We start from the raw sequence: 12518 nt of genomic DNA on the forward strand, positions 1-12518 counted from the left end.
AAGTTTCCTTTGCAACTTCAACCACTTGCGCTTCCGATCTCTCGTTAGCGGGAGGCGAATTCTACAGCGTTACTCGCTGCTGTCAACACCTCTTTTTCACCGCTTTCGACCGAGAAGATCGAACCGCGGATAGAGCCAAACAACACCGCTCTACCTGCTCCTTCCGGGCTTCGATGAACTGAAGCCCAGCACCTTCGAAACCTACTTAACTCATTGAATATCAAGGAGTTTTCCGTTTCGACTGCGCCGGAAGTGGGGCGAATTATAGACTTCCAGAATCTGCCGTCAACCCTTAATTTGATTTTTCTATCTTTAGCCCGACACGACACTTAAATCTGCCCGGTATATAGACGGAATCGCTGCATATGCGCAATATACTGCTCAAAACAGCCCCCCGCCTTTATTCTGGACGACACTTCGTAATGACGCCCCCTCCACATCGCAGCCTGGCCTCCACCCTGTACCCGGTTGCCCTGCTATTAATAGCCATGGCTTCAATCCAATCAGGAGCCTCCCTCGCCAAAAGCATGTTCCCGGTAGTGGGCGCACAGGGCACAACGACGCTGCGACTCATTTTTGCCAGCCTCATCATGCTGTTATTGCTACGTCCCTGGCGCGCCAAGCTCACCGCCCAATCCCTGCGCACTGTGATCGTTTATGGAATGGCACTGGGCGGCATGAACTTTCTCTTCTATATGTCGGTTCGTACCGTTCCACTGGGCATTGCCGTGGCACTGGAGTTCACCGGGCCTCTGGCAGTCGCCATTTACGCCTCGCGCCGGGCAATCGACTTTCTCTGGATCGCCCTGGCAGTCGTTGGCCTGCTTCTGCTTATACCGACCGGAGCGACCAATGCCGGTATCGACCTGCTTGGAGCCGGCTATGCGCTGGGCGCAGGTTTCTGCTGGGCGCTGTACATCCTGTTTGGCCAGAAGGCTGGCGCGGACAATGGTGTGCAAACCGCCGCACTGGGGGTGATGATCGCCGCCCTGTTCGTCGCACCGATTGGTATCGTGCACGCGGGCGCCGCATTGCTCACACCGAGCCTGATTCCAATCGCCATCGGCGTCGCCATTCTGTCTACGGCCCTGCCCTACACCCTGGAAATGATCTCCCTGACCCGAATGCCAGCCCGCACTTTCGGCACGCTGATGAGCGTCGAACCGGCAGTCGCGGCCCTGTCGGGGCTGGTCTTTCTGCAGGAGTACTTGTCCTTGGCCCAATGGTTAGCCATTACCTGCATCATCCTCGCGTCGGTCGGCGCAACGATGACCATGGCCAACACTGCGAAGCCTGCCGTCGCGGCAGATTGAAGCAGGATTTAACGAAGGTCTGGTATTTGCCACGCATTTAGGCCATGTTTAGACCGGTAACCCAATGTCAAACATGGATTTTTCATACAGGACGTCATGAACGCTTCAAGCAAGAGCGAACACAATCGTACGTGGACACAAGATTCACGACGATTATAAGGACAGGAATGAAACGAATTTTGATACTGATCGCCGTACTTGCAGTAGCGGGCTGTGCGGCAACATCGAAAACTGAAGTCAAACGCGGTAAAAAAGGCCTGCACATCAACTGCTCCGGCCTATCCTCATCCTGGGATCAGTGCGCCGCCAGCGCCGCCAATTCATGTGCTCCCAAGGGTTACAAGGTCATTGCCAAGTCCGGCGACGTCGTCGAGGAACCCGGGGACTATCCCTTCGGGCTCAATCCCGCTGGCTATACCAGCCGCAGCATGATCGTCATTTGTAAATAGGTCACGTCAGTCGAGCCCTTGCTCGGCCATTCGGCGCCTAATCTCCTCATGACTGGACTTGAGGACGTCACGCTGGACCTGCGGCGTGACCAGCATCCGCGCAACTACCAATGCTCCCACGCATTGAGACAGGATGGCCCAGGCCAGACTATCGCTTCCCAATATCCGCGCCCAGCTTTCGTGCAAACGACAGATCCACGTTTGCGCCGTCTCCCTCACCTGGACATCCGATCGCGCGATCTCGGCCCCCAGCACTGGCAACGCACACCCTGCATCGGGCTGCTCAACATGGCTCATGCTCAAGTACTGCTTGAGGCAGCGCTCCAGCTTCATTGAGTCCATGGCACCGTCGCCACTCAGACGATCCAGGCTTTGGGCCAACTCCCGCTCGACAATGGCCTTGAAGAGCTCATCCTTCGATGAGAAGTGGCTATAAAACGCGCCGCCGCTCAACCCGATTGCTTTCATCAAGCCATCGACACCGACCGTGGAGAAACCCGACTTCTTGGCGGAGACGGCACTGCTGGCGAGCAGTTTCTCGCGGGTTTCCATTTTGTGATTGGCTGAATATCGCATGGCCCTGCCCCTGATTGCTTACCTTGACGCTTGCCGGATCTTAGCATAACGTCCGTTTAGTTAACGATCGTTTACCAATAAGGCTGACCATGAATAACAATAGAGTCGTACTGGTTGTTGGCGCGGGCGACGCCACGGGTGGCGCGATTGCCAGACGCTTTGCACAGGAAGGTTTTGTTGCCTGTGTTACTCGCCGCAGCGCCGACAAACTCGAACCCCTGGTGGATGGAATTCGTGCCCAAGGCGGCGAAGCCCACGGGTTTGCCTGTGATGCGCGTAAAGAAGACGACGTGATCGCACTCATCGAGCAAATCGAGAACCAGATCGGCCCGATCGAAGCCTTTGTGTTCAACATCGGCGCCAACGTCCCCTGCAGCATCCTCGAAGAAACCGCGCGCAAGTATTTCAAGATATGGGAAATGGCCTGTTTCTCAGGCTTTCTCAATGCACGGGAAGTGGCCAAGCGCATGGTCAAGCGCCAGCGCGGGACGATTCTGTTTACCGGGGCAACGGCGGGATTGCGCGGCGCTTCGGGGTTCGCCGCATTCGCGGGCGCCAAACATGGCATACGGGCACTGGCCCAGAGCATGGCCCGTGAGCTGGGGCCGCTGAATATTCACGTGGCCCACGTGGTGGTGGACGGCGCCATCGACACCGACTTCATCCGCGATAATTTCCCGGAAAAATATGCCACCAAGGATCAGGACGGCATCCTGAACCCTGAACACATTGCCGACAATTATTGGTACCTGCACAGCCAACCCCGCGACGCCTGGACCTTCGAGCTGGACCTGCGGCCCTGGAGCGAACGCTGGTAACCCCTCCCCTCACAACAACAAGAGAGCAGATCCCATGAGCAAATCGGTGGAGTTTTACTTCGATCTCGGCAGCCCGACCACTTACCTGGCCTACACCCAGTTGCCGACGCTGTGCGCGCAGACCAACAGCCAGTTGATCTATCGTCCGATGTTGTTGGGCGGCGTCTTCAAGGCAACCGGCAATGCATCACCGGCGACAGTGCCGGCCAAGAACCCTTACCTGTTCAAGGACCTGAATCGCTTCGCCAAACGCTACGGCGTCGCCTTCAAGTTCAATCCACACTTCCCCATCAACACGCTGCAGCTGATGCGCGCGGTGACTGGCATGCAGTTGCGCCAACCTGAACGCTTCGAGGCCTTCGTCGATTGTCTGTTCCGCGCCTTTTGGGTGGATGGCCGCAACCTCAACGACCCGACGACTGTCGCAGCGGTCCTGAACGAGGGCGGTTTCGATGCCGACTATGTGCTGGCATTGACGAACGACGAGCAGGTCAAGCAAGCACTCAAGATCACCACTGAAGAAGCCATCGCACGGGGCGTGTTCGGCGCCCCGAGCATGTTTGTCGGCAACGAGTTGTTCTTCGGCCAGGATCGGTTGGACTTCGTCCGTGAAGCCCTCGCCTGATCCTCTACTTCAAATCGCTATCGTTCGCGTGTTGAGCCATTGCAGTGCGTCACCGTCCAGCAACGGGCTCAAGCGACGCTGAACCTCGGCGTGGTAGGCGTTGAACCAGTCTTTTTCGTCCTGGGTCAGCAGCGAAGGTTCCAGGCAGCGGGTGTCGATCGGACAAAGGGTCAGGGTTTCGAACTCAAGGAACTCGCCGAACTCGCTGCTTCCGGCGTCACGGTTCAACACCAGGTTCTCGATGCGCACACCCCAGCGACCGGGGCGATAAGTGCCCGGTTCGATGGAGGTGATCATGCCCGCCTGCATCGCCGTTTGCGGCGCGGCAGCGGCTTGATAGGCAATCACCTGCGGGCCTTCGTGGACATTGAGAAAATAGCCGACGCCATGACCTGTGCCGTGGCCGTAATCCACCTGCTCCGCCCAGATCGGTGCGCGGGCGATGGCATCCAGCAACGGCGAAAGAATACCCCGCGGGAATTTGGCCCGGGACAGGGCAATCACGCCCTTGAGCACGCGCGTGCAATCACGTTTCTGCTCAGTGGTGGGTGTGCCGACCGGCACCATGCGAGTGATGTCAGTAGTGCCCCCCAAGTACTGGCCGCCGGAATCGATCAGCAACAGGCCATCACCTTCGATGACCGCATGGGCTTCTTCCGTGGCGTGGTAATGAGGCATCGCGCCGTTGGCGTTAAAGGCGGCGATGGTGTTGAAACTCAGGGAGACGAAGTCCGGCCGGCGCGTGCGGGCGGCGGTCAGGTGCTCGTCGATGGTCAACTCGGTGATGCGCTCGCGCCCCCAAGCCCCTTCCAGCCAGGCGAAGAACTCACAGAGCGCCGCGCCATCCTGCTCCATGGCCCGACGGATGTGCTCGGCGTCGGCCAGGCTTTTGCGGGACTTGGCCAGCGTCGTTGGATTGAGACCTTCGACCAGCTTCACGCCGCTGCCCAGGTTATCCAGCAAACCGACCGTCACCCGCGCCGGATCGATCTGCAAGCTCGCGCCGTCCGGCACTTCGCGCAACGCGGCGGCGGCTTCGCTGTAATCGCGCAGGGTCACGCCGTCCTGTTCAAGAACGGCACGCAGTGCCGCGTCAACCTTGTCCAGGGCTACGAACAGCGTTGCCTGTTGCTGGCTGATCAAGGCGAAGGAGACGAACACGGGGTTGAACGACACATCCGCGCCGCGCAGGTTGAACAACCAGGCGATGTCATCCAGCGTGGCGATGAAATGCCAGTCGGCACCTCGTTCCTTGAGGGATTCGCGCAGCTTGGCGAGTTTCTCGACCCGGCTGACGGTCGCCTGGGGTGGTAAATGGGCGTAGACCGGCTGATCCGGCAAGCTAGGGCGATCGCTCCAGGCCTCCTGGAGCAGATCGATGTCGGTACGCAACCGCGCGCCGCGCTCCGCAAGCTTGCCACCCAGGGTGCGGGCCGATGCCACGGCCATGACCGCACCGTCAACGGCGACCACCCCACCCTCAGGTGTTTGTTCGGCCAGCCAGTCCAAGGGGCCGGGCTGGCCAGGAATGAGCTTGACCAGCTCGATACCACTGCCCTCCAGCTCCTTGGTGGCCTGCTCCCAATAACGGCTATCGGCCCAGACGCCAGCGAAACTGCCAGTCACGATCAAGGTACCCACCGAGCCGTGGAAGCCCGACAGCCATTGCCGTCCCTGCCAATAGCCCGGCAAGTATTCAGACAGATGCGGGTCGGCTGATGGCACCAGCAGCGCATGAATGCCCTCTCGGCTCATCAGTTGGCGGATTTGGGCCAGGCGCTGGGGAACCAGTCCATGGGGCATAGGCTCGGTGCTCATTGCTTCTCCTGCTCATTGATATTGTTGTTCGATGCCGAAGACGGCTTATGGGGTAGTGGCCCAGAACGCCGGTTCAGTCGCGCACGCCGCCTGGATCAACCGCACCGCCTCGTCGATATCCTGTTCAGTGGTAAAGCGGCCCAGGCTCAAGCGAATGGTCCGCCCGGCCGCACGCGCATCGTGCCCCAAGGCCAGCAGCACGTGGGACGGGCTGTTCTGCGCCGAATTGCAGGCCGAGGTCGCGGAAAATGCAATCGATGCGCCCAACGTCGCCGGGTTGAACTCACCTTCGTTGAAGGTCAGGCTCAACGTGTGGGGAATCCGGCGGCTCGCACTGCCGTTTATACGCACACCGGGCAAGGCCAGCAGCGGCTCAAGCAAACGATTGCGCAATCGGGCGATTTTAGCGAGCTCTTCGTCGAATGCCTCGGCCGCGAGTTCGAACGCAGCGCCCATGGCTGCGATCTGGTGGGTCGCCAGGGTCCCGGAGCGCAAACCGCCTTCATGGCCTCCGCCGTGAATCTGTGCCGACAGCCGTGGCCGGGCACGGTCGCCAACGTAGAGCGCCCCGATGCCCTTGGGGCCGTAGATCTTATGCGCGGAAAAAGACATCAGGTCCACCGGCCAACGAGACAGGTCGATCTGCACCTTGCCGGCGCCCTGGGCTGCGTCCACATGAAACAGCGCACTGTGCTCGCGAACGATCTCGCCGATGGCGATGACGTTGTTGACGGTGCCCAACTCGTTGTTCACCAGCATCAGCGACACCAGGAACGTGTCTTCGCGCAACGCCTCGCGAACCGCTTGCGGGCTGATCAGGCCCTCGGCGTCCGGCGCCAGCCAGGTCACCGCGAAGCCGCTCTCTTCGAGCTGGCGCGCCGTGTCGAGAATCGCCTTGTGTTCGATCAGACTGGTGATGACATGGCCGGTGGAACCACCGCGCGCCTGGGCTACCCCTTTGAGGGCCAGGTTGTTGGATTCGGTAGCGCCGGACGTCCAGACAATCTGTTCGGGCTGAGCCCCGACCAGTTGCGCCACCTGCTGGCGGGCACTCTCTACCGAGCGCCGGGCCTCCTGGCCGAAGGCATGGGAACTGGAAGCCGGGTTGCCAAAGTTGCCGTCAAAGCCCAGACACTCGACCATGACCCGGATGACCCGCTCATCCACCGGCGTGGTGGCGGCGTAGTCGAAATACAAAGGACGTTTATTCATAGGAAACTCGCAGAGCCTGCTCCAGGATCAGGCGCCCTCGTTGGGTTCGAGACTAGCAATACCTGATCAAAGACCTTAAAGAAGTCGGACTTCGTTTAAAAGTGCGTAGGAACGCTCCTGAACAGCGAGCTTAGCAGGCATCGCGGCGAAGCTCAGCCCTCAACTGATGCTTTCGAGCAACAATGGATACAGCGAAGCGACCAACAGCAGCGCCATGCCCCAGTTGAACACGCGCAACCAGCGACGATCACGCAACAGGTTGCGCAACAGGCTGCCGCACACTACCCACAGGCTCACGCTTGGCAGGTTGATCAGGGCAAACACCGCCGCAATCACCAACACGTTGAAGAAATACCCCTGGAGTGGCGTGTACGTACTGATGGCACCGATGGCCATGATCCAGGCCTTGGGATTGACCCATTGGAACGCCGCTGCGCCCCAGTAGCTGATCGGCGTATTGTCCCCCGGCTGGCTTTCCGAAACCGGACCGGAGTGGGCGATTTTCCACGCCAGGTACAACAGGTACGCCGCGCCGATGTAGCGCAGCGCGGTATAGAGCAGTGGATAAGTCTGGAACACCGCGCCCAGGCCAAGGCCCACCGCCAGCACCAGGGAAAAGAAGCCGCAGGTAATACCCAGCATGTGAGGAATGGTGCGGTTGAAACCGAAATTGACACCCGAGGCCAACAACATGGTGTTGTTAGGGCCAGGCGTGATCGAGGTCACCAGGGCAAACAGGGCGAAGCCCAGCAGCAGGTCAAGCGAAAGGGTCATTTCAAGTCAGTCCATCAGGGCGGTCAGTCAAGTCATGACCCTACCCCACGCCTTGGCGCAAACCCACGGACAGTTGGGCAAAACTTTAAGCGGTACAGTCCCTCAGCTTGACCGGCCTGGCTGTTGCTCGACCCGCTCGGCACTCATCTGGCCCTGATCGTCGAAACCCACGTTTTTCTGCGACGAACCGAGCAGCTCGGCTTTTTTCGCGTAGTACTCATCGAACGAGAGGCCGCGACGATTCAAGGCTTCAAGAGCCAGTTCGCGGGTCTCGTCGGCGGTGTAGGGACGCAGCTCCGGGGAAGAACTGGCGCAACCGCCCAGGAGGGTGGCGGTCAACAGCAGCAAAACAGCAAAGGTACGGTTCATGGCAAGTGTCCGGTGTTCTGGAGTTGGGCGATGAACAAAGGCTACCCGCCAGCCCTGCGCCGCAGAAATCAACCCTCTCGATAGTGGCTATTGCCTTTGCGGATCAGCCGCCGCATTCAGTCGACCAACTGGCAATGCAGCGCGTTGTCCAGGCTGCGCTCGATGTTGCGCAGCACTTGGAACGAGCCGAACGTCACGGCTCTGGCTCGATGAGCCTGGATCAGCCGCCAGAAATCCTGCTCGCCACTTTCGAAGCTTTGAAGCGCCGCCTCGCCTGCCTCGCGGGTTTGCCACTGCAAATAGTTGAGCACCCGCCGACCATCCTCGCTGGCCTGGATACTGGCACTCAGGAACCCCTGGTGATCCCGAGCCAGGCGCTCGGTCTGTTCCGACAAGGCGGTTACCAGCGCCTGCTGCCATTGAGGCTCGATATCGAATTCCATCAACTGGGTGAAACTGCGATTGTTCCTTGGTGATTGCATGAAAGGTCCCCTCTGCACGTAAGGCGGATCTTGCGATCCGAACGCGTGCAGGGTAAAACCTCAAGTTAACTAGAGGTCAAGCAGTGAATTGAGGCGATGACGCAGATCGATGTCCACAAGGAACTTACCGTTGGCCAAGTGGCCGCCCGCAGCGGCGTGGCGGTCACGGCCCTGCACTTCTATGAATCCAAGGGGCTGATCAAAAGCACGCGCAACCAGGGCAATCAACGTCGCTACTCACGGGCAGTCTTGCGCCGCGTGGCGCTGATCAAGGTTGCCCAGCGCCTGGGCATTCCCTTGGCGGAAATCGGCGAGGCGTTGAAAAACCTGCCGGACAACCGTGCGCCAACGGCCGCCGACTGGCAGACCTTGTCGGCGCAGTGGAGCCGGGACCTGGACGAGCGCATCAACCAATTGATGACGCTGCGTGATCGACTCAACGGCTGCATCGGCTGCGGATGCCTGTCGATGGAGGCTTGCCCGCTGCGCAATCAGGGCGACGTGCTAGGCCAACAGGGACCGGGGGCGCATCTGCTGGAATAGTCGTGAGACGTTCGTCGGGCCGAGGGCCTGTATACGGCTGCTGGCCTATAGTGGATGGGCGCAAAACCGACGAAGACTCTCTTCGCCTCCCATAACAACAAGGAGAACCGTCATGGGCGTCAAAGCCATTCCCGAAGGTTTCCACAACATCACGCCCTACCTGGGCATTCAAAAAGCTGCCGAAGCCATCGATTTCTACAAAAAAGCCTTCAATGCCACCGAGGTCATGCGCCTGGCCATGCCCGACGGCGGCATCGGGCATGCAGAACTGCGGATAAACGGGTTTCCGATCATGCTCGGCACGCCTTGCGACCAGGGCCCGCTGAGCAACCCGGACCAATCGCCATCGGTCGGCCTGCATTTATATGTCGAGGACGTGGACAGCGCCTTTGCCCAGGCCATTGCTGCCGGTGGCACAGTGATTTCCGAGGTCAAGGACCAGTTCTACGGCGATCGTACCGGCACCTTGAAAGATCCCTATGGGCATCTCTGGTTCCTGGCGACGCACAAGGAAGATCTGAGCCAGGAACAGATCGAGCAACGGGCCAGGGAGATGTTTCAACAAGGCTGACGTACCATTGCTCCCGCGGGGTTACGCCCCGTAGGAGCTGTCGAGTGCAACGAGGCTGCGATCTTTCCCCTGACACTTGAGTCTCAAGCGAAAGATCAAAAGATCGCAGCCTTCGGCAGCTCCTGCCACGCGAAACATTTTCTTTCATCTTCCTCTTCGGGATTTCCATCGCTCGTTCGTCTTAATTAGATGCAGTAGGCCGCGTCGGCAAAAGCCACGGTCTGCTTTTTTGCGGTTCACGGTATTGCGAAGCCCGTAATACCGAACCTTTCATCGAATCAAGACGTTCAATCATGTCGAAGAAGTCCCGCTCCAAACTCTGGTTCCTGGTCCATAGCTGGCTGGCATTGCCCATCTGGTTTTTCGTGCTCATCGTTTGCGTTACGGGCACCCTCGCGGTGGTCAGCCAGGAGATTGTCTGGCTGGTCAACCCCGAGATGCGCGCCAGCAAGCCCTCGGACGATGCCCAACTGCTCAGCTATGACCAGGTGATCGCCGCGATCAAGCACGCCCAGCCGCAAACCCAGGTGCAAGGCATCGTCCGCCCGGACGAGTCGCACTTTGCGCTGGAGGTCAGCGTGACCTACCCCGACGGACGCCCCGACAAGGTCTACGTCAACCCCTACAGCGGCGTCATCCAAGGCTCGGCGCCGACGTTCAACTTCAGGGGATTTACCCGTGCCCTGCATGGCTGGTGGCTGGTGCCGTTCACCAATGGCTACAGCTGGGGCTGGTACCTGGTGTCCTTGTTGGGGCTGCCGTTGCTGGCCTCGTTGGTGACCGGGCTGGTGGTCTACAAGCGTTTCTGGAAAGGCTTTTTCCGTCCGACGCTGCGGATCCGCCACGGCGCACGGATTTTCTGGGGGGATTTCCATCGGCTCAGCGGCATCTGGTCGATCTGGTTCATCGCGGTGATTTCCATCACCGGCACCTGGTTCCTGATCGAAGCCTTGCTATCCGACAATCAGATTTCCATTTCCAGTGCGCCAGTCATTCCGGTGGTGGCGCGTGAAAGCGTTCCGCTGTCGGCCGATGGTCTTGCTCCGCCGCAATTGAATCTGGACCGGGCCATTGAAATCGCCCAACAACGCATCCCGGGCCTGGAAGCGAGTTTCGTCAGCCTGCCCGGCAATGCCTACAGCCATCTGGAAATCGGCGGCCGCGGTTGGTATCCGCTGATGTTCCAGACCGCCACCATCAACCCCTACAACGGCGACGTCGCTGCCTCACGGTTGCTGTCCGACCGCACGACGCTGGAATTCGTTACCGAATCCATGCGTCCGTTGCACACAGGGGATTTCGGCGGCATCTGGATCAAGCTCATCTGGTTTTTCTTCGGTTTGGTCCTGAGCATGATGGTTCTCAGCGGGCTGCTGATCTGGACCAAACGCACGGCCCTGGCCACCGCCAATGCCCTCAAGCGCAGCCAGAAATCCTCCCGTGAAACCCGCATCGCGCAGGCATTGCAGCCGTCGGTCCACCGTGAGTCGTCGGAGGGCAGCCTGTGAATCCGGCCAATACCACTTCATCACCGTCACGCCTGAGCCTGTTCTGGCACAAATGGCGCTTCCACCTCAACGTGCTGTTGTTGCTGATCCCCCTGGGGTTCATGCCCAAATATTTATCCGAAGCCGCACTGTTTCGCGGGGACGCCGGGCTTGGCGAGCGGGAAGTCGGCGAAGTCCAGGTCGGTCCCTGGAGCCTGCGCCTGGCGGAATTTCGCAACGAAGCCCCACGTGTCCAGGGACCTGCCGGGCCTATGAAACATTTCAACGCGGCCCTGTGCGAACGCTGTATCGGCGAGGTCAAGGCCACCTACCTGCGCGTCGGCAAACCTCGCAGCCTAAGGGCCGCCGGGGTGATTTTCTTCGGCTCGCCCTATCGCATGAGCGCTTTGTTGCCGGTCCCGCCAAAGACCCAGCCCGATGCCGAACTGTGGATAACCCTCGAGGGTTGGGACGGTTCGATGCACCAGGCCTCCATTCCCCTGAGCCAGGCCTCCCCGGCCACCGTCGCCTGGCTGAAGAACCAAGGACCCAAACCATGACCCTCCGCGCCTTATCCAACGGCCTGGCGTTGCTGTTCTGCGCAGGCGCAAGCACCAGCGCCCTGGCCCACAACCCGATGTGCGAATGCAAGGCCATCGACGCCGAGCAGATCCAATGTACCGGCGGTTTTTCCGACGGCAGCGGCGCGCCCGGAGTGACCCTGGACGTGATCGGCTATGACGAGACCATCCTCGTCCCGGGCAAGCTCGGCGCCGATTCGAAGCTGACCTTCAAGAAGCCGGACGCTGAGTTCTACGTGCTCTTCGACGCCGGCCCCGGCCACGTTGTGGAAATCGACCAAGCCGACATCGAGGCCCCATGACCAACACCACGACTCAAGTCATCCGCCCCGCTGGCGCGGGCCATGAAACCCTGTATGTGTTGCTGCTGTGCCTGGTCATCGTACTGGTCGCCGGGTCCGTGGTGGCCTGGCATGGCAAAGCCGAAGACACCACGCACCTGGCCTCGAACCAACTCGACGCCCGCCGCGACCTCAGCGCCGCCGAGCAGGGCATCTACGCCGACCTGCGGGTGACCCTGGATGAAATCCGCTTGCTGCGCGAAGACCAACCCACCCTGCCCGGCCCGCAAACCCTGGCCGAAGAAGGCTTCGCGCCGTTCGCACAGGACGCCAGCGCTGTCAGCCGGGGCGGCCACGCCTGGCAGCAGCTGCAGGACCAGGCCTACTTCGGCGCCAGTGCCAACTCTTCCGTCGCAGGTTCGTTTCTGATGCGCATCGGCGAAGCGTCCGACGCCGCACCGGACATCTGGCTCAACCGCAGCAATGGCCTCGCGACACCTACCGCGCTGGACGACGCCGCCTTGTCCGCCGCCGGCTGGCAACAGATCGTCGCGCAATTCGATGCCGGCGTGACCCGCCAGCACCGGCACTGATCCCACGCCTTCATTCGAGAGAAGAC

16 protein-coding genes are annotated in these 12518 nt (G+C 60.2%); 10 read left to right on the forward strand and 6 right to left on the reverse strand.

Going from position 1 to position 12518, the window contains the following annotated elements:
- Positions 1-422 precede the first annotated feature (422 nt).
- Positions 423-1313 (forward strand): threonine/homoserine exporter RhtA, encoded by an 891-nt coding sequence (rhtA, locus tag F7R20_RS18365; protein WP_003204016.1) that lies wholly within the window; start codon positions 423-425, stop codon positions 1311-1313.
- A gap of 167 nt (positions 1314-1480) precedes the next feature.
- Positions 1481-1762, forward strand: coding sequence for a hypothetical protein (locus F7R20_RS18370; protein WP_003204018.1), 282 nt, complete (start codon positions 1481-1483; stop codon positions 1760-1762).
- 6 nt (positions 1763-1768) lie between these two features.
- On the opposite strand, the gene F7R20_RS18375 is transcribed toward F7R20_RS18370, so the two are convergent.
- The gene (locus F7R20_RS18375) at positions 1769-2338 is read right to left on the reverse strand and encodes a TetR/AcrR family transcriptional regulator (protein ID WP_003204020.1); all 570 of its coding nucleotides are present in this window, start codon (positions 2336-2338) and stop codon (positions 1769-1771) included.
- Positions 2339-2427: 89 nt separating this feature from the next.
- Between F7R20_RS18375 and F7R20_RS18380 the strand changes: the two genes are divergently transcribed.
- Together F7R20_RS18380 and F7R20_RS18385 are read left to right on the forward strand one after the other, a co-directional pair.
- Positions 2428-3156: an SDR family oxidoreductase gene (locus F7R20_RS18380; protein WP_003204022.1), complete on the forward strand. Its 729-nt coding sequence runs from the start codon at positions 2428-2430 to the stop codon at positions 3154-3156.
- 34 nt (positions 3157-3190) lie between these two features.
- Positions 3191-3781, forward strand: a complete 591-nt coding sequence (locus F7R20_RS18385; RefSeq protein WP_003204024.1) for a 2-hydroxychromene-2-carboxylate isomerase — start codon at positions 3191-3193, stop codon at positions 3779-3781.
- A gap of 9 nt (positions 3782-3790) precedes the next feature.
- Here F7R20_RS18385 and F7R20_RS18390 read toward each other — a convergent pair whose 3' ends face one another.
- The 5 genes from F7R20_RS18390 to F7R20_RS18410 all read right to left on the reverse strand — a co-directional run bounded on the left by F7R20_RS18390 (position 3791) and on the right by F7R20_RS18410 (position 8436).
- Complete coding sequence (locus F7R20_RS18390) at positions 3791-5599, reverse strand: aminopeptidase P family protein (protein WP_003204026.1); 1809 nt, start codon at positions 5597-5599, stop codon at positions 3791-3793.
- 45 nt (positions 5600-5644) lie between these two features.
- Positions 5645-6811 carry a cysteine desulfurase family protein gene (locus F7R20_RS18395; RefSeq protein ID WP_003204028.1) on the reverse strand — a complete coding sequence of 389 codons (1167 nt, stop codon included), beginning with the start codon at positions 6809-6811 and terminating at the stop codon, positions 5645-5647.
- Between the two features lie 159 nt (positions 6812-6970).
- The gene (locus F7R20_RS18400; RefSeq protein ID WP_003204030.1) at positions 6971-7585 is read right to left on the reverse strand and encodes a LysE family translocator; all 615 of its coding nucleotides are present in this window, start codon (positions 7583-7585) and stop codon (positions 6971-6973) included.
- Positions 7586-7687: 102 nt separating this feature from the next.
- Entirely contained in the window at positions 7688-7954 is a 267-nt protein-coding gene (locus F7R20_RS18405) for a hypothetical protein (RefSeq protein WP_003204031.1), read from the reverse strand.
- A 116-nt stretch (positions 7955-8070) separates the two neighbouring features.
- Positions 8071-8436 carry an antibiotic biosynthesis monooxygenase gene (locus tag F7R20_RS18410; RefSeq protein ID WP_003204033.1) on the reverse strand — a complete coding sequence of 122 codons (366 nt, stop codon included), beginning with the start codon at positions 8434-8436 and terminating at the stop codon, positions 8071-8073.
- Positions 8437-8532: 96 nt separating this feature from the next.
- Here F7R20_RS18410 and soxR point away from each other — a divergent pair, with 96 nt between their 5' ends.
- The 6 genes from soxR to F7R20_RS18440 all read left to right on the forward strand — a co-directional run bounded on the left by soxR (position 8533) and on the right by F7R20_RS18440 (position 12492).
- On the forward strand, positions 8533-8979 hold the full coding sequence (gene soxR, locus F7R20_RS18415; RefSeq protein ID WP_003204035.1) for a redox-sensitive transcriptional activator SoxR: 447 nt from the start codon (positions 8533-8535) through the stop codon (positions 8977-8979).
- Positions 8980-9091: 112 nt separating this feature from the next.
- Positions 9092-9550, forward strand: coding sequence for a VOC family protein (locus F7R20_RS18420; protein WP_003204037.1), 459 nt, complete (start codon positions 9092-9094; stop codon positions 9548-9550).
- A gap of 293 nt (positions 9551-9843) precedes the next feature.
- Positions 9844-11058 (forward strand): PepSY-associated TM helix domain-containing protein, encoded by a 1215-nt coding sequence (locus tag F7R20_RS18425; protein ID WP_003204039.1) that lies wholly within the window; start codon positions 9844-9846, stop codon positions 11056-11058.
- The gene (locus F7R20_RS18430) at positions 11055-11597 is read left to right on the forward strand and encodes a hypothetical protein (protein WP_003204041.1); all 543 of its coding nucleotides are present in this window, start codon (positions 11055-11057) and stop codon (positions 11595-11597) included. The genes F7R20_RS18425 and F7R20_RS18430 overlap by 4 nt, the downstream gene beginning before the upstream one ends.
- Positions 11594-11920, forward strand: a complete 327-nt coding sequence (locus tag F7R20_RS18435) for a hypothetical protein (protein ID WP_003204043.1) — start codon at positions 11594-11596, stop codon at positions 11918-11920. The genes F7R20_RS18430 and F7R20_RS18435 overlap by 4 nt, the downstream gene beginning before the upstream one ends.
- Positions 11917-12492 carry a DUF6162 family protein gene (locus tag F7R20_RS18440; RefSeq protein WP_003204044.1) on the forward strand — a complete coding sequence of 192 codons (576 nt, stop codon included), beginning with the start codon at positions 11917-11919 and terminating at the stop codon, positions 12490-12492. Before F7R20_RS18435 ends, F7R20_RS18440 begins: the two co-directional genes overlap by 4 nt.
- Positions 12493-12518: the final 26 nt, after the last annotated feature.

It is taken from the genome of Pseudomonas brassicacearum subsp. brassicacearum (assembly GCF_008801605.1).
Classification (GTDB): domain Bacteria; phylum Pseudomonadota; class Gammaproteobacteria; order Pseudomonadales; family Pseudomonadaceae; genus Aquipseudomonas; species Aquipseudomonas brassicacearum.